The sequence below is a fragment of the Pseudomonas sp. UTLPPB19802 genome, from assembly GCF_059730225.1.
Genome location: NZ_AP048545.1, coordinates 4,059,079 through 4,075,730, shown reverse-complemented (window position 1 = coordinate 4,075,730; position 16,652 = coordinate 4,059,079). Strand labels below are relative to the sequence as shown.

19 protein-coding genes are annotated in these 16,652 nt (G+C 63.6%); 6 read left to right on the top strand and 13 right to left on the bottom strand.

Annotated features, from left to right (window positions below; all coding sequences use genetic code 11):
- Positions 1-52 precede the first annotated feature (52 nt).
- Complete coding sequence (locus AC6I6U_RS18065) at positions 53-328, top strand: peptidylprolyl isomerase (RefSeq protein WP_007932676.1); 276 nt, start codon at positions 53-55, stop codon at positions 326-328.
- 6 nt (positions 329-334) lie between these two features.
- Here AC6I6U_RS18065 and AC6I6U_RS18060 read toward each other — a convergent pair whose 3' ends face one another.
- The 8 genes from AC6I6U_RS18060 to AC6I6U_RS18025 form a co-directional block, all read right to left on the bottom strand.
- Complete coding sequence (locus tag AC6I6U_RS18060; protein ID WP_497877395.1) at positions 335-1,261, bottom strand: sugar kinase; 927 nt, start codon at positions 1,259-1,261, stop codon at positions 335-337.
- A gap of 63 nt (positions 1,262-1,324) precedes the next feature.
- Positions 1,325-2,536: an amino acid deaminase gene (locus AC6I6U_RS18055; RefSeq protein WP_497877394.1), complete on the bottom strand. Its 1,212-nt coding sequence runs from the start codon at positions 2,534-2,536 to the stop codon at positions 1,325-1,327.
- Positions 2,537-2,575: 39 nt separating this feature from the next.
- Complete coding sequence (locus tag AC6I6U_RS18050; RefSeq protein WP_497877393.1) at positions 2,576-3,340, bottom strand: IclR family transcriptional regulator; 765 nt, start codon at positions 3,338-3,340, stop codon at positions 2,576-2,578.
- A 172-nt stretch (positions 3,341-3,512) separates the two neighbouring features.
- Positions 3,513-3,899 carry a RidA family protein gene (locus AC6I6U_RS18045; RefSeq protein ID WP_497877392.1) on the bottom strand — a complete coding sequence of 129 codons (387 nt, stop codon included), beginning with the start codon at positions 3,897-3,899 and terminating at the stop codon, positions 3,513-3,515.
- Positions 3,900-3,920: 21 nt separating this feature from the next.
- Positions 3,921-4,703, bottom strand: coding sequence for an amino acid ABC transporter ATP-binding protein (locus AC6I6U_RS18040; RefSeq protein ID WP_497877391.1), 783 nt, complete (start codon positions 4,701-4,703; stop codon positions 3,921-3,923).
- Entirely contained in the window at positions 4,700-5,362 is a 663-nt protein-coding gene (locus tag AC6I6U_RS18035; RefSeq protein WP_497877390.1) for an amino acid ABC transporter permease, read from the bottom strand. Before AC6I6U_RS18035 ends, AC6I6U_RS18040 begins: the two co-directional genes overlap by 4 nt.
- A 9-nt stretch (positions 5,363-5,371) precedes the next feature.
- The gene (locus tag AC6I6U_RS18030; RefSeq protein WP_497877389.1) at positions 5,372-6,034 is read right to left on the bottom strand and encodes an amino acid ABC transporter permease; all 663 of its coding nucleotides are present in this window, start codon (positions 6,032-6,034) and stop codon (positions 5,372-5,374) included.
- A 53-nt stretch (positions 6,035-6,087) separates the two neighbouring features.
- On the bottom strand, positions 6,088-6,936 hold the full coding sequence (locus tag AC6I6U_RS18025) for a transporter substrate-binding protein (RefSeq protein WP_497877388.1): 849 nt from the start codon (positions 6,934-6,936) through the stop codon (positions 6,088-6,090).
- Between the two features lie 394 nt (positions 6,937-7,330).
- Between AC6I6U_RS18025 and AC6I6U_RS18020 the strand changes: the two genes are divergently transcribed.
- On the top strand, positions 7,331-7,780 hold the full coding sequence (locus AC6I6U_RS18020; protein WP_497877387.1) for an Sbal_3080 family lipoprotein: 450 nt from the start codon (positions 7,331-7,333) through the stop codon (positions 7,778-7,780).
- Positions 7,781-8,222: 442 nt separating this feature from the next.
- Complete coding sequence (locus AC6I6U_RS18015) at positions 8,223-8,489, top strand: DUF2790 domain-containing protein (protein WP_497877386.1); 267 nt, start codon at positions 8,223-8,225, stop codon at positions 8,487-8,489.
- Positions 8,490-8,635: 146 nt separating this feature from the next.
- Here AC6I6U_RS18015 and AC6I6U_RS18010 read toward each other — a convergent pair whose 3' ends face one another.
- Entirely contained in the window at positions 8,636-9,391 is a 756-nt protein-coding gene (locus AC6I6U_RS18010) for an IclR family transcriptional regulator (RefSeq protein WP_497877385.1), read from the bottom strand.
- A gap of 96 nt (positions 9,392-9,487) precedes the next feature.
- Between AC6I6U_RS18010 and AC6I6U_RS18005 the strand changes: the two genes are divergently transcribed.
- From AC6I6U_RS18005 to AC6I6U_RS17995, 3 genes are read left to right on the top strand one after another with little or no spacing between them, the layout of a single operon-like run.
- Complete coding sequence (locus AC6I6U_RS18005) at positions 9,488-11,020, top strand: MFS transporter (RefSeq protein ID WP_497877384.1); 1,533 nt, start codon at positions 9,488-9,490, stop codon at positions 11,018-11,020.
- On the top strand, positions 11,017-12,045 hold the full coding sequence (locus AC6I6U_RS18000; RefSeq protein ID WP_497877383.1) for an HlyD family secretion protein: 1,029 nt from the start codon (positions 11,017-11,019) through the stop codon (positions 12,043-12,045). The genes AC6I6U_RS18005 and AC6I6U_RS18000 overlap by 4 nt, the downstream gene beginning before the upstream one ends.
- A 1-nt stretch (position 12,046) precedes the next feature.
- A complete protein-coding gene (locus AC6I6U_RS17995; protein WP_497877382.1) occupies positions 12,047-13,465 on the top strand; it encodes an efflux transporter outer membrane subunit in 1,419 nt (472 codons plus the stop codon).
- A gap of 153 nt (positions 13,466-13,618) precedes the next feature.
- On the opposite strand, the gene AC6I6U_RS17990 is transcribed toward AC6I6U_RS17995, so the two are convergent.
- From AC6I6U_RS17990 to AC6I6U_RS17975, 4 genes are read right to left on the bottom strand one after another with little or no spacing between them, the layout of a single operon-like run.
- Entirely contained in the window at positions 13,619-14,131 is a 513-nt protein-coding gene (locus AC6I6U_RS17990; protein WP_497877381.1) for a GNAT family N-acetyltransferase, read from the bottom strand.
- Positions 14,132-14,169: 38 nt separating this feature from the next.
- Entirely contained in the window at positions 14,170-15,153 is a 984-nt protein-coding gene (locus AC6I6U_RS17985) for a LysR substrate-binding domain-containing protein (protein WP_497883055.1), read from the bottom strand.
- 58 nt (positions 15,154-15,211) lie between these two features.
- On the bottom strand, positions 15,212-16,165 hold the full coding sequence (locus AC6I6U_RS17980; protein ID WP_497877380.1) for a peptidylprolyl isomerase: 954 nt from the start codon (positions 16,163-16,165) through the stop codon (positions 15,212-15,214).
- Complete coding sequence (locus AC6I6U_RS17975; RefSeq protein ID WP_497877379.1) at positions 16,162-16,650, bottom strand: YbjN domain-containing protein; 489 nt, start codon at positions 16,648-16,650, stop codon at positions 16,162-16,164. The genes AC6I6U_RS17980 and AC6I6U_RS17975 overlap by 4 nt, the downstream gene beginning before the upstream one ends.
- Positions 16,651-16,652: the final 2 nt, after the last annotated feature.

Genomic DNA, 16,652 nt, shown 5'->3' with positions numbered 1-16,652 from the left:
GGCATAATCGCGCGCCCCGGCAGCAGCCCCACCGTTCCAAGGTAACCCGTCAATGAAAGCCCAAGCCCGTCATATCCTGGTCAAGACCGCCGAGGAAGCCGAACAACTCAAGCAGCGCATCGCCAAGGGCGAGGCGTTCGACGTGCTGGCCAAGAAATATTCCACCTGCCCTTCGGGCAAGCGTGGCGGCGACCTGGGCGAGGTTCGTCCGGGGCAGATGGTGGGCGCCATCGACCAGGTGATCTTCAAGAAACCCCTGCGTACCGTGCATGGGCCGATCAAGAGCAAGTTCGGCTATCACCTGGTGCAGGTGTTCTATCGCGACTGAGGCGACTCATTCCTTGGGAATCAGGGCTCCACGTACCTGGATCACCCGACTGGCCAGCCGATGCCCAGCCAGTGCCGCAGCCTGTGGCTTGCCGCCGGTCAATCGGCAAGCCAGGTAGGCGGCACTGAACGAGTCGCCAGCGGCGGTGGTATCCACCACCTGCTCGACCTTCTGCGCCGGCACCTCGAACGCCTCACCTTCGCAACGGATCAGGCAGCTCTCGGCACCACGCTTGAGCACCACTTCCGGGATACCGATCTGCGCGTAGGCCGTGAACACCGCTTCAGCGCCTGCATGACCGAATAGCACCTGCTCGTCCTCCTGGGTCAACAGGGCCATGTCGACATACGGCAACACCGAAAGGTAGGCCGCTCGCGCCTGTTCGACACTCGCCCACAGTCGTGGCCGGTAGTTGTTGTCGAAGACCACCCGGGTATCGCCTTCGCGAGCCTGGCGCAGCACTTCCTTCAGCTTTTCGCGGCCGAGTTCGCCGAGCACCGCCAGGGTGATACCGCTGAAATACAACACGTCATAGTCCGGTAGCGCCGCCAACACCGGCGCGGCAGCTGGCGTGGTAAAGCAATCGCGGACCGCCGCCTCGTTGCGCCAGTACAGGAAACGCCGCTCGCCGTGTTCGTCGGTCTGGATGCAATACAGGCCGGGAAGGCGCCCGGGCAGGCGCTGGACCAGGTCCAGGCCAATGCCCTCCTCGACCCAGATCCGGCACATCGCGTCACTGAAGCTGTCGTCGCCGAGGGCGGTGATGTAGTCCACCGAACCGCGCCCGGCCAGCTCGCGGCAAAGGTACACGGCGGCGTTCAGCGTATCGCCGCCGAAGCTTTGCTGCAGGCTGCCATCGGCGTGTTGTTGCAATTCGATCATGCATTCGCCGATCAGGGCGATGCGCGGTGGCGGTAGGGTCAATGTGCTCATGCAAGGAGTCTCGTGGTGTCAGGTCCGGCCCCTTCGCGGATGAATCCGCGAAACGATCTCAAGTCAGAAACAGGTCTCGAAGGTCTCGACCACCTGCAATTGCTCATCGACAATGCAGCCCACCCGCCACTTGTCAAAGGTCAGGCACGGATGGGAAGTCCCAAAGGAGATGATATCCCCCACCCGCAGCTCACACCCCGGCGCCACGCTCAGGAAGGCATGCTGGTCCATCACCGCCGTCACCTTGCAGGCACTGACATCCTCGCCCTCTGCCGGCACCTGCCCCGCCTTGTAGCGCCGCAACGGCACCGGCAAGCCGGCATCGAAGGCCACGTCACGCTTGCCCAGGGCGACCACCGCAAAGCCCGGCTCCGGCATCGACTGCACGTGGGCCCAGACCTCCATGGCCGGGCGCAGCCCCTCGTGCAGGTCGGCCCGGCGGTCCAGCACGCAGCACTGCGCCTCCTTGTAGATCCCGTGGTCATGGGCCACATAACTGCCCGGACGCAGCACACTGAGAAAACGCCCGTCGGCATTCTGCGCCTTGAACGCCTCGGCGATCAGGTCGTACCAGGCCGAGCCGGAAGCGGTGATGATCGGCTTGTCGATGGCGAAGGCACCAGCGTCCTGCAACTGCACTGCCAGACGCACCAGCGAACCGGCAAAGGCGCGAATGCCGCTGACCGCCTGGTCGCCGTGGATCACCCCTTCGTAACCTTCGATACCGGTCAACACCAGTGCCGGCTGGGCCTGGATCGCTTGGGCCAGGTCGAGCACCTGCTGCTCGCTGCGACAGCCACAGCGGCCGCCGACCACGCCGTACTCGATCATCACGTTGAGCTTCAGCCCGCGACCGGCGAAGAACTCGCCCAGGGCAGCAACGTTGTCCGGATGATCGACCATGCAATGGAACTCGAACTGCGGATCAGCCAGCAGCTCGGCGATCAGCGCCATGTTGGCGGTGCCGACCAACTGGTTCGCCATCAGCACCCGCCGGACACCAGCGGCATAAGCGGCACGGGTCTGCACCGCAGTAGCCAGGGTCACCCCCCAGGCGCCCTGGGCCAGCTGGCGCTGGAACAACGCAGGGACCATGCTGGTCTTGCCATGGGGTGCCAGCTCGGCACCGCTGCGTTCGACGAAATCCTGCATCCAGCGGATGTTGTGTTCCAGCGCTTCGCGGTGCAGGACCAGGGCCGGCAGGCTGACGTCACTGATCAGCTGGGCGCCGATGGCGGCCGCACCCTTTTCTACCGAGGGAATGTTCACAGGCATTTTCCAGACTCCTCATGACGCGGCCGCGAGCAGCCGCTGCTATTCGTTGATCCGACGCGCCAGGTTGTTCGCGCTGTCGATCAGCACCCGGCGATAGTCGTGGTAGTTGTTCTTCGCATCGGCCCTGGGCGCGACGATGCACAGGGTGGCAATGCAGATGCCGCGTTCGTCCTTGACCGGCGCGGCGAAGCAATGGGTAAAGGTGTCGGCAACACTGTCGAAGGAAAAGAACCCGTCGATCCCGGCCTGGCGGATCTCCCCGAGGAACACGTCCAGCGGCAGGCGCTGGCCGTCGGGCAGGATGAAATCGTCCGGGTCGATCAGGTCGACGATCTGCTGGTCGCTCAGATGCGCCAGCAGCAGGCGGCCGGATGCGGTCCAGGGAATCGGCGCGTTCTCGCCGATGTCCGAGGAAATACGGAAATGCCGCTCGCCCTCCTTCATCAGCGCCACCGTGTACTTGCGCCCGTTGAGCAGGCACATCTGCGCCGTTTCGCGGGTCTGGCTGACGATTTCCTGCAAGGCGTGGTCAGCCTCGCGGCTCAGGTCGAAATGGCGCAGGTGGGCCTGGCCGAGAAAGTACAGCTGGCGACCGAGGTAGACATGGCCGTCCTGGCCGACCGGCTCCAGGATCCGCCGCTCCAGCAGCGACGCCACCAATTCGTAGACCGTCGACTTGGGGCTGCCGACGCCACTGGCAATATCGTTGGGACGCAGCGGCTGGCCAACCTCCTTCAGGTAATCGAGGATATCGAACGCCCGGTCCAGACCTTTCGCGCGGCGCTTGATGGTGTCTTCGGTCATGATCAGTGCAATCCCATGGAAAAATTGCCGGGGAGTTTACCCAGAGTGTTGCGGTGATCGTTAGGGCCTCTTCGCGGGCAAGCCACCCGCCTACAGGACCACGTAGTGCACACGCGTTGCGTGCGACATATACCTGTAGGAGCAGGGCTTGCCCGCGAAGGGGCCCCACAGTTCACTTCTTCTTGTAGGCGATACAGTCGATCTCGACCTTGCAGTCAACCATCATGCTCGCCTGCACGCAGGCCCGCGCCGGGGCGTGCTCGGGTTTGAAATACTCGGCAAACACCTTGTTGAAACTCCAGAAGTCCCGCGGGTCCTCCAGCCAGACCCCGACCCGCACCACATCCTCCAGGCCATAACCGGCTTCTTCGAGAATCGCGACCAGGTTCTTCAGGGTCTGACGGGTCTGCTCGACGATACCGCCATGGATGATCTCACCTTCCACCGCCGGCACCTGGCCGGACACGTGCAGCCAGCCATCGGCTTCCACGGCCCGGGCGAAAGGACGCGGCTGCCCGCCACCCGCGGTGCTGCCAGTGCCGTAACGAGTAATGCTCATGCTGTTCTCCTTGAATGAGAGTTAAAAACGGGTGCTCCTGAGAAATTCCGCCAGGCGCGGCGACTGTGGTCGCTCGAACAGGTCCTTGGGTGGCCCCTGCTCCTCGATGCGCCCCTGGTTCATGAAGACGATCTTGTCCGACACCTCGAAGGCAAAGCGCATTTCGTGGGTGACCAGCAACATGGTCATGCCCTCCTCGGCCAGTCCCTTGATCACCGCCAGCACTTCGCCGACCAGTTCCGGGTCCAGCGCCGAGGTCACCTCGTCGAACAGCATCAGGCTCGGGTTCATCGCAATCGCCCGCGCGATCGCCACCCGCTGCTGCTGACCACCGGACAACTGCCCCGGATAGTGATCGCGACGCTGCAAAAGGCCGACGCGCTCCAGCCATTTCTCCGCCAGTGCCACCGCCTGATCCTTGGGCAGTTTCTTGACCTTGAGCAGGCCGAGGGTGACGTTCTGCAACGCAGTCAGGTGCGGGAACAGGTTGAACTGCTGGAACGCCATGCCGGTCATGGCCCGGTGCTGGGCGATGATCTTCTCCGGATGGCGCACGCGCCGGCCATCGACCTCGCTGTAGCCGATGGACTCGCCATCAAGGGTGATCTGCCCGCCCTGGAACTCCTCCAGCAGGTTCACGCAGCGCAGCAGCGTGGTCTTGCCCGAACCGCTGGAGCCGATCAGCGTGACCACGTTGCCGCGCTGCATGTCCAGGTCGACACCCTTGAGCACCTCGAGCTGGCCGTATTGCTTGTGCAGCCCGCGAATGCTGAGCAGGGCCTGCTTGTCGTTTGTCGCAATCATGGCAACGCCACCCGCTTTTCAATGTGCCGACCGAGCAGTTCGATGGCGTAGTTGATGATGAAGAACAAGAACCCGGCGAACAGGTAGAACTCCAGGGTCATGAAGGTCCGGGCAATGACCTGTTGGGTGCTGAGCAGCAGCTCGGCGACGCCGATCACCGACAACAGGGTCGAAGCCTTGACGATCTCGGTGGACGAGTTGACCCAGGTCGGCAGGATCTGCCGCAAGGCCTGGGGCAACAGCACGTAGCCCAAGGCCTGGAAGAAGGTCAGGCCGATGGCCTGGCTGGCTTCCATCTGCCCACGGGGAATGGCTTGCAGCGAGCCGCGGACGATCTCGGCGACATGGGAGCCGCAGAACAGCGTCAGGCCCAGGGCACCGGCCTGGAACGCACTGATCTGCCAACCCAGGGCCGGCGCCATGTAGAAACAGGCCAGCACCAGGACGAACACCGGGGTACCGCGGATCAGGTCGACATACAGCCGGAACGGCAGGCGTATCCAGATATTGCCGTAGGTCAGCACCAGCCCGGCGACGATGCCGATCAGCGTACCGCAGACAATCGCCAGGGCCGAGCACTGCACGCTGGTCAAGAAGCCCTGCCATAGCGGCTCCCGGGCGATCCATAACTCATGCAGCCAACTGGGGGATTCGTACATGACAAGCTCCTAGCGGCGAATCGCCAGACGCTGTTCGAGCTGACGCAGCATCAGGGCAATGAGGTAACAGGCGGCCACGTAGAGCACGGTGGTGACCATCCAGGTCTCGATCACCCGGTAGCTCTCCACATTGATCTTGCGGGCGTAATAGGTCAGCTCCGGCACGGCGATGGCCGCGGCCAGGGAGGTGTCCTTGAACAGCGAGATGAAGTTGTTGGACAGTGCTGGCAACACGTTGCGCAGCATCACCGGCACGGTGATATAGGCACGCACCTGCCACTCGCCCAGGCCGATCGCCAGGCCGGCCTCGCGCTGGCCCTTGGGGATGCTCAGCAGGCCAGCACGAAACACTTCGGTCAGATAGGCCCCGGCATACAGCGACAGGGTGATGATGAACGAGGGGATCTTGTCCAGGCGGATGCCCAGGCTCGGCATGGCGAAATAGATCAACAGGATCAGCACCAGGATCGGCGTGTTGCGGATCACCGTGACATACACCGACGCCAGCACCCGCAAGGCGCGATGCTTGCTGAGCAGGGCAAACGCCATCATCAGGCCAATCGCGCAGCCGATGGCGATCGACACCAGCGCCAGTTCCAGGCCCAGCCCGAGCCCCGCCAGCAGACTGGGAAAGTCGCGCCAGACAGCGGCAAAATTCAACTGATAGTTCATGGTTCACAGTACCTTCGACAGGGCACCGCACGCGGCGCCCTGCCCTGGAGGGATCACTTGAATTCGACGGGGAAACCGATTTCCGGGGTCGGCAGGTCCACGCCGAACCACTTCTTGAAGGAAGCGGCGTAGGTCGGGAACTCGACACCGGTCATCGACTCATGCAGCGCAGTGTTGACGAAGTTCAGCCAGTCCTGGTCGCCGCGCTTGACCGCACACGCGTAGGTCTGCGGGCTCCAGGCGTAGGCCGGGCTGCGGTAGCGCCCTGGGTTCTGCACCATCAGGTACTTGACCGAGGACTGGTCGGTGGCGGCGGCATCGGCGCGACCGGAGTTCACGGCCTGGTACATCAGGTCGACGCTGTCGTACTGGTCGACCTTGGCCTGGGGCAATGCCTGGTGCACCAGTTCCTCGGCATAGACGTTCTGCAGCACAGCCACGGTGACCTTGTCGCCAGCGGCCTTGAGGTCGTCGATTTCCTTGTATTTGCTGTTGTTCGGCAACAGCAGGCCGACGCCCTCGCGGTAGTACGGCAGGGTGAACGCTACCTGCTGGGCACGGCTGGCGGTCACGGTGATGAACTGGCAACTGATATCGACCTTGTCGGTCAGCAGGTTGGGGATCCGCGCATCGGAAGACTGCACCACGTATTCGACCTTGCTCGCGTCATTGAACAGGCCCTTGGCGATCATGCCGCCGATATCGATATCGAAGCCCTGCAACTTGCCGTCCGCGCCCTGGAAGTGCCAAGGCGCGTTGGTGCTACCGGTGCCGACGATCAGGTGACCGCGCTTGAGCACGCTGTCGAGCTTGCTGTCAGCGGCCTGGGCCGTCCCGACCGCAACCGCCGTGGCGGCCAGAATGAAAGCACAGGCTTTGAACAAGGAAGGTACGCGTTGCATGACGTTGCACTCCGATGATTTGTATTCCGCTATAGCGGAACTTGGTATGTAACAACGGAATAGACAGCAGAAAGTGTGCCATAGGAAATAGCACTCGGTAACCGTTACGGTAAAATTCAGAAAAATCAGAGAGATAGGTTTTTCAAGGGAAATGCTGTCACGGGAGGTGGCGCAAAGTGAGTGCTACGGAAAGCAACGAGGGGTGGGGACCAAGGCCCCAAAGTGGCGCGCGTTGCAGAGCAAGAGCAAGAGCAACTCGGGCAAGCCCGCGAAAAGCCGGAAGATCCCACACAAGATACGGTTCTGAGCACAGGCTTTTGCTTTGCTCCACCAAGGCAAACGGCTAGCATACCGCCCTCTTCCCACCGCCCCTCGGGCCTACATGGATGTCGCGATGCGTTCCCTGTTTCTGCTTTGTTTCATTACGCTCATCGCCGGCTGCAGTATCAAGCAGCAGGTTACCCCAGTCGATTTTGCCGCCAACCCCGCCGCGCGGATCTGTGTGATTCCCGCCGATGGAGTGCGTGAGTCGTTTACCGAAGCCTATGGCAACGCCCTGAGGGGCAAGGGTTTTACCGTGGAAGTGCTACCCAGCGTGAGCAACCCGCAAAGCTGCCCCTTGAGCAGCACCCTGCTGGGGCGCTGGAGTTGGGACATGGCGCTGTATCTGTCCGAGGTGGAGATCAAGGTCTACCAGTATGGCCGGGAAGTCGGCTCGGCGAGCTACAATTCCAGGAGCGGGTCGTTCCGCATGGACAAGTTCATCAACGCCGACAACAAGCTCAAGGAACTGACCGACCAGTTGTTCCCGATCGGCGTACGCCCCCTGAGCGCCCAGCGCTGATATCGAGCTGCAACCGCCTGTTTATTACAGCGTGTGCTTCAGGCTACTGAAGCACCGTTATCATGACCGCCGCGAATACCAGCAACACCGCAGCCATGCCGGCCATGTACAACGCAAAGCCCTTGGCCATGCTGATCCCCCCAAGTCAAATACAGAGATCGCTGTCGTTTTTTTGACTCTACCGACAGTCGACGGCGGATTCTAGCAGCAGGCGATGTGTTTTTGACATCAATTTCCGTATGGACTTTCCCTTGCATCCCGGTGAATGGCGCCCAGCCAATCCGTTAGCTACCTAATAAAAAGTTCTACACTTAATTAGGCGTTAATCGCGCCCATGGAAAGTGAGATCGACCGCGTCAGCGCAGATTCCTTCTGCCGCCCTGCGCGGCGGGTTCAACACATTGATGGTTGAACGAAATCCAGGCTGATTCGGAGAAAGATCATGAAATTTCGTACGTTGCTGATCACTGGCGCCCTGGCACTGGGCGCCTTCGCTGGCATGGCCCAGGCCGACACCGCTGGCACCACCCAGGCCGTGCCCTACCACTACGGCATGCCGCTGAATATCGACAAGGTCCTCTCAATGACCGAGCAGCCCACTGCGGAATGCAAGGTGGTCAATGCCGACATGAAGTTCGTCGACAAGGCCGGGAAGGTCGAGAATGTGAGCTACCGCAAGCTGTCGGATGCCTGCAACTTCAACAACTGATGGGGATGGGGACGGTTCAGGGCCCGTTCGCGGGCAAGCCCTGCTCCTACAGTTCGATGGTGTGCGCAGCATTGTGAACGACCTCTATTTGTAGGAGCAGGGCTTGCCCGCGAACAGGTCTCGAAGATCTCCCGTGACCGTCGAACTCAACGATTGTCGAAAGCCTTGAGCATGGCCTTCTGCGTCGCCAGCAAGCGTTCCTTGACCGCCTCACGGGTCATTTCAAGCCGCGCCGTCGGCGCCACCACGCACAGCGCGTAGGCGCTCTGCTCGATCACCAGCTCGACCCCCATGGCACTCACGCCCGGCATATGCCCGTCGGCATCGAACGCCACTCCCGTACGCCTTACCTCTGCCAGTTCCGCCAGCAGGTCCGGCCAATGGGTCTTGGTACTCGGTGTCAGGCTCTTGAGTTGCTTGCCCAGCAGTTGCACCACCGCCTCGTCACTCATCCGCGCCAGCAGCACCTTGCCGCCGGAGGTGGCGTGCATGGTCAGGAACGACGTGGCATCCGGCACTACCCGCAACGGCTGGTTGGACACCGCCATCTGCAGGATCAGCAACTCGGCACCACTGGCATGCAGCAACACCACAGTCTCGCCGGTCTCGCGCGACAGTTGCTCCAGGTAAGGCCGGGCCTTCTGTGTCACATCGATATGGCTATGGGACGCCAGCCGCATCAGCGCCGGGCCCAGGCGCACGCCGGCCGGCCCCTGGATTTCCAGCAATTGCTCCTGGGCCAGGGCATCCACCAGGCGCTGGACCGTCGAGCGCGGCAGTTCGATACGCTTGGCGATCGCGCCCAGGCTCAAGCCGTCCGGCTCATCTTCCAGGCAGCGCAGGATGGCGGCTGCCCGGCTGATCACCTGGATACCCCCACGTTCGGTTTCAGGGACTGACATCAATATTGCTCCTATGTACCGCTCACTGGTACAGTGTACCGAAATATTGCTTGCGGTGACGTTTTCGCGCAACCGCCTTTCAAAGGATTTGCGTGCATGCTGTCCCCTCCCCCTGGGCCACCCGTGGCCGTTCCCTTCGACCGGCGCCTGATTATTGGACTGGTCGGCGTGCTGATCGCCGCCTTGACCTCGGGTATCAACGACCGGGTCACCGAACTGGCGCTACGGGATGTGCTGGGGGCGTTCGGCATCGGTCATGACGAAGGCACCTGGATCAGCGCATTGTATGCAGCGGCGGAAGTCTCGGCGATGCTGATCGCACCCTGGCTGGCGGTGACCTTCTCCCTGCGGCGCTTCGCCATGGCCATGACCCTGGCCTTCGGCTTTTTCGGCGTGCTCTGCCCCCTGGCCCCGAACCTGGAAGCGTTGTTGCTGCTGCGCGTGCTGCAAGGCCTGGCCGGTGGTGCCCTGCCGCCACTGCTGATGACCGTGGCCCTGCGCTTCCTGCCCTGGCACTACAAGCTCTACGGGCTGTCGGCCTATGCGCTCACGGCTACCTTCGGCCCGAATATTTCCCTGCCGCTGGCCGCCACCTGGACCGAAAACCTCGACTGGCGCCTGGTGTTCTGGCAAATCGCCCCCTGCTGTCTGCTCGCCACCGCCTTCATCGCCTACGGCATCCCGCAGGACCCGCTGCGCCTGGAGCGTTTCAAGCAGGCCGACTGGCGCGGCGCACTGCTCGGTTGTGGCGGCCTGGCCATGCTGGTGATCGGCCTGCTGCAGGGCGAACGCCTCGACTGGTTCGCCTCGCCGCTGATCTGCCTGTTGCTGGGTGGCGCAGCCGTCTGCCTGCCGCTGTTCCTGCTCAACGAGTGGTTCCATCCGTTGCCGCTGTTCAAGGTGCAACTGCTGGAGCGGCGCAACTTCGCCTATGGCATCGCCACCCTGGCGTTGTTCGTCATGCTCTCGATGACCGGCGTCGCCCTGCCCGCCAACTACCTGGGGCATATCCAGGGCTACCGTGCCGAGCAGACCATGCCGCTGGCCCTGTTGATCGCCCTGCCGCAATTGCTGCTGGCACCGCTGGTCGCCACCGTGATCAACCGCAACTGGGTCGACTCGCGCTACGTGATCGCCTGCGGCCTGCTGCTGATGACCCTGGCCTGCCTCGGTGGCACGCAACTGACCAGCGCCTGGGTGCGCGAAGACTTCTATCCGCTGCAACTGCTGCAGACCGTTGGCCAGCCCATGATCGTCGTGCCGTTGCTGATGATCGCCACCGGCGTGATCCAGCCCATCGAAGGCCCCTTCGCCTCGGCCATGGTCAATTCGCTGCGTGGGCTGTCTTCAGTGATTGGCGCGGTGCTGCTGGAAAATTTCATCACCGCCCGCCAGCACCTGCACTCCAACACCCTGGTCGACCAGTGGGCTTCCAGCCAACAGGCGCTGGCACCGCTGCTCGACGAGCAGCCGCTCGCCAGCATGGCCGCGCGCCTGCGTGAGCAGGCTTTTGTCCTGAGCTTCAGCGATGCCTTCCTGGCCATGCTCGGGCTGATCGCGATCCTGGCGATTCTGCTGCTGACCCTGCCAACCCGTCCTTTCCCCCCTCAAGCGCCAAAAATGCCATGAAACCGAAACTCTCTCTCAGCCTGGTCGGGGGTGCCGTCCTCCTGATCGCCGCGTACAGCGGCTACCACCTGCTGCACAACGACGGCACACAGACGACCGACGATGCCCGGATCACCGCCGACTCGGTGCTGGTCGCCCCGCAAATCGCCGGCGTGGTGAGCAAGGTCGCGGTGGCCGACAACGAACCGGTCAAGGCCGGTCAACTGCTGCTGGAAATCGATGCCCGCGACTACCAGGCCGCGCAGGCCGCCGCCATCGCCGCAGTCAATGCCGCCCAGGCCCAGGTGAAGAACCTGGCGGCGGAACTCGAGCGCCAGGCAACCCTGATCACCCAGGCCGACGCAACCCTGCGCTCGACAGTGGCCTCGCTGAAATTTGCGCAAGCCAACGCCCAGCGTTATCGCAACCTTTCCAGCGCCGGCGCCGGTACCCGCGAGGAGCAACAGAAGTCTGACGCCGAACTGGCCCGCTGGCAGGCCGTGCTCGACCACGACGCCGCAGCCAAGCTGGAACAACAGAAGAATCAGGAAGTGCTCAAGGCGCGCCTGGAAATGGCCCACGCGGCGGCGGAACAAGCCCGTGCCACGCTGCTCAAGGCCGACCTGGATGTGTCCTATACCCGCATTGTCGCTCCCCACAATGGCGTGGTCGGCCAGCGCAGTGTCCGTGTCGGTGCCTATGTCGCGCCGGGCAAGGCTGTCCTGGCGGTGGTCCCGGTCAAGGACGCCTACGTCGTCGCCAACTTCCGCGAAACCCAACTGGCCCACATGCAGCCGAACCAGGCCGTCGACATCGCCATCGACAGCTTCCCCGACCACACCTACACCGGCCATATCGACAGCCTCGCGCCAGCCACCGGCCTGAGCTTCTCCGCCATTGCCCCGGACAACGCCACCGGCAACTTCACCAAGGTGGTCCAGCGGATTCCGGTGAAAATCGTCTTCGACCATGACCAACCAGGCCTGGACGAACTGCGGGTGGGCATGTCGGTGATCGCCCGGGTCATCACCCAGGAGAGCCGTTAGGATGCGCGGCTACCTTTGCCTGCTGGCCTTCGCCGGGCTTGGCGCCTGCAGCGTAGGCCCGGATTTCTCCAGGCCCGCCCCGACACTGCCAGAGACCTGGACCGGCGCCGCGCAAGATGTGCGCAGCAACACCGCGGCCAAGGCCCTCGACGCCAACTGGTGGCGACAATTCAACGACCCGTTGCTGAGTGAGCTGGTCGAACGCGCCGCCCAGGCCAACTTCGACGTGCGCACCGCCAATGAGCGCCTGCTGCAAAGCCGCGCCGCCCGCCAGGTCGCCGGTGGCGATCAACTGCCCGGCGTGGCGGCCAACGGCGGCTACCAGCGCAAGCGCAACAGCGCCGTCGGCCTGATGGACTCCTCGGGCAACAGCGGCAAGTCGCCCTTCGACCTGTGGAGCCTGGGCCTCGATGCCAGCTGGGAGGTCGACCTGTGGGGCCATGTACGGCGGGGCCTGGAGGGCGCCGATGCGGCGGTCGACCTCAGCCGCGCCCAGCGCGACGGTGTGTTGCTCAGCGTCGCCGCGGAGACCGCCAATGACTACCTGCGCCTGCGCGGTACCCAGGCGCGCCTGCAGGTCGCCCGACAGAACCTCGATATCGCCCGGCAGAGCCGCGACCTGACCCAGACCCGCTACGACAACGGCGTGACCACCCAGCTCGACACGGCCAATGCCGCCGCCCAGGTCGCCGACATCGAAGCCCGCCTGCCGCTGCTCGAAGCGCAGCAGGCGCACTTGATCAACGCGCTGAGCTATCTGCTTGGCGAGCAACCAGGCAGCCTGAGTGCGAGGCTGTCACCGCCGGCGGCAATTCCCCTGCCACCGCTCCAGGTTCCGGTCGGCTTGCCGTCGGAGCTGGCGCAACGGCGCCCGGACATCCAGCAGGCCGAAGCCGCGCTGCACCGCGCCACCGCCGCGATCGGCGTGGCCAAGGCCGATTTCTATCCGCGGGTCAGCCTCGGCGGCGGCTTTGGTTTCCAGGCGCTGCAAGGTTCGGATATCGGCAGCTGGGGCTCGCGGCAATGGAGCTTCGGCCCCAGCCTGTACCTGCCGATCTTCCAGGGCGGACGCCTGACCGGGACTCTCGAACTGCGCGAACACCAGCAGCAGGAAGCCGCCTTGAACTACCAGCGCACGGTGCTCGGCGCCTGGCATGAAGTGGACAATGCACTGACCGACTACAGCGCCGAACAGCGTCATCATGCAGCCCTGGAGGAAGCGGTGAAACAGAACCGGATCGCCCTGGCCAGTGCCCGGCAGCGCTACAAGGAAGGTGCGGTCGACTTCATCAACGTGCTGGGTGTACAGCGTGCGCTGATCGCCAACCAGAGCGAGCTGGCGGACAGTTCGACCAGTGTGTCGACCAACCTGGTGCAGCTCTACAAGGCGCTGGGCGGAGGTTGGCCGCAAAACCCGTGAACCTGCACGAACTCTGCGGGAGATTCTATGGTTGCGGGCAAGACTTGAGGGTCTATTCGCGGGCAAGCCACGCTCCTACAGAGGGGCGCGGTCTTCCGAGACCAGCGCAGTCATTGTGGGAGCCGGCTCCCACGGCAATTACAGCTCCGCGCGCTACTGGCGAAGTCGAGCCATGTTCAACGTATCGGTCAGCACCCCATCGCGAACCGCATACGCGCGCATCACTCCCTCCTCCTCGAACCCGAACTTGCGGTACAAGGCCTGGGCCGCCTTGTTGTCGACATAGACACTCAACTCGACTCGCTGCAGGTTCATCCAGTTGTCCGCCACCTCCAGCACCGCCACCAACAGTTGCGAACCGATACCCTTGCCCTGCCAGGCCGTCGCCACGCCCATGCCGATACTGCCCGCATGGCTGCGACGCACCCGCGCATGCTGCTCCAACGAGCAACTGCCGATCACCACGCCCTGGTGCAGCGCCACCAACGACAGCTGGCGCTCGTTGCCCTGGTTCTGTAGCAGTCGCTGGCGCCACACCTCGGTGGACTGAAACGGCATCTGAAGGACCTGGCGGCACACCGCAGGCTCGTTGTAGAGCGCGGTGACGCCGTCGATGTGGGTTTCGCGAAAGCGTTCGATAACAATGGCGGGGGTATCGGCGGGCATCGTCTTTTTATCCATGAAAAATGACAAGGCCGCCCAGTCTATACCGATTCAAACCACTCCCGCCGCTCCCTGAAGGTGTTCAGGACCAGGTCGACAATCACTTGCACCTCCTCCCGGTCCTCGGCCCCACGTTGGGTCGCCAACCAGGCACGCCGCTGCATGCTGTCGTTGAACAGCCCGGGCAAAGCCGCCAGCCCGCGGTCGAAACGGGTGATGTAGCGCGGCAGCAAGCCAATGCAGGCACCGCAGCGAATCATCTCCAGCATCAGCTCGTAGGAGTGCACCTGCACCACCCCGGCCAACCGTCGCTCCAGCACGTTGTTCCACGGCTGGAAGCCCTCGATCTGGCGGTCCTGCTGCCACTGCACGAGCATGTAGTCCTCCAGGTCCTGCAGAGAATCAGGACGCACCGCCACCCGCGAGTAGCGCTTGGCGATATGCGGCAGGTAGTCCAGCCGCGCCAGGGGCTGGGGGGCGGTGGTGTCGAAGCTCGGTCCCGGTTGCGGCGAGTCGCCGTCCGACAACCAGACCACCACTTCGGCACTCAACGCCTGCAGCGACAGCACGCTGTCCACCGGAATGATTTCCAGGCGCACGCTGGCATTGCGGCGCAACAAGGCAATCAGGTCGCGGCCGAGGATGTCGTGCAGGATCGACTCGGCAATCGCCAGTCGTACCAGCGGCTGCTCCATGACCGGCAGCCGTCGTTCATGAGCCAGGGCGATCAGTTGCGCCTGCAACTGCTGGCCTTCGCGACTGAGCGTCAAGGCACTGCCCTGGTAGACGAACAACGGCCGATTGAGCTGGTCTTCGAGCAAGGCCAGTTGCTTGCGCAACTGGGTCGACTTGATATTCAGACTGCGTGCCGCCTGCATGAAGCAGCCGCAGCGAGCGCTGGCAAGAAAGAACTGGGCCGTCTCCGGCTCGATCCGTTCAGCCAGGGCCAACCACGTCCCGGACGTCTCGACCGGGCCGTGGTATTGCGCATCACCCATGCGCTGGGCGGATTCATTCAATGACATCATTCAGACTCCCTGTCCGCGCCTCGCAGCGCCCAACCATCCAATGGCAAGTTTCCCGTCAGTGTTTTTCTTCCAGCACCTGGTTCAGGGCCGCGCCATCGATACTCAAGGTCGCGGTGTTCAGCATGCCCTCCAGATAGGCCTTGGCAATCTGCTGCTGACGCTGGGCCCGCAGGGCTTCGCGCAAACGGTCACGCAGCTCGTCGAGGGTCGCCGTACGCGACGGCTGCAACTCGGTAAGCTTGACGATGTGGAAACCCGCCGGACTCTGTACCGGATCGGCCACCGCGCCGACCTTCAGCCGCGCCAACGCCCCACGCACTTCCGGCACCAGTTGCTGCAGCGGTTGCAGCCCGGTATCGCCGCCGCGCCTGGCAGTTTCGCTGTCCTGGGAATACTGGGTCGCCAGCGCGGCAAACTCTGCCGGCGCGGCCTGGGCCTTGCGGCTCAGTTCCACGGCCTGCTTGCGCACGCTTTCCAGGGACTGCGGGTCGGGCACCGCCAGGAAGATCTGACTGACCCGATACAACGTCGGCGTCTGCCACTGCGACTTGCCGCTGTCATAGGCCTGCTGCAACTCCTCGGCACTCGGGTAGTCCGCTGGTACCTGGCTGACCGAGGCCAGGTAGTTGCGAAAGACAATCTGCTCGGTGGCCGCGCGGGTCTGCTGCTCGATTTCCGGACGCTGGCGCCAGCCCTGGGCATCCGCCTGTTCGAGTACCGCCTTTTCTGCCAGGCGAGTACGGATCCAGCTCTCCAGGGCGCTGCGGTTGCCGCGCAATTGCTCACGCGACTCCATCGGCAAGGCGGCGAACAACGCCTTCAACTCCTCCGGTGCCACTTGCTGGTTGCCCAGCCGGGCTACCGCCGGAGCATTCGTCCCGGCGGATACGATGGCTGGCGTGGGCTGCACGGCGGCCACCGGATCGTTACCCGGACGCATGGCCAGGGCGACGGCCCCGACCAGCACGGCCAGCGCACCTGCACCGGCCAGCAGGTTGCCTTTCTTCACTGGGCTGCCTCCTCCGCGTGGGCCTGGGGCTCGGACGCAGCCTGGGGTTGCGCCTGCAACTTCGCGGCCTGCTGGCTGTATTCACGCAGGTAGACGATGAACTCCTGCAGCAGCCGGTCCCACAGTTCCAGGTTGGCGCGCAGGAAATTGACACTGACGCCAGCGGCGACCACCACATCCATTTCCATCACCAGGAACTCGCCCTGCACCGACAGCCGGGCGAAACGCCGCGAAGCGTTCCACAACTCGGCCAGGCCAGCCGGCAGCTCGCCCTGCACGCGCAAGGCGCAGCTGTAGGTGAAGTCGACATAGCCGCCCTCCTGCCCGGATGGGTTGCCGAAGCGCACGGCGTAGCCGATGCCCTGGCTGGCGCTGAGCAGTTGCACGATACCGTTCTGGTCGGTGTGGTTGACCCGGTAGCCGGCGCCCTGCAGCAGTTCGGTCAGGCTGTCGGGGGTAACTTGCTCGATCAGTTGTTCGCTCATGG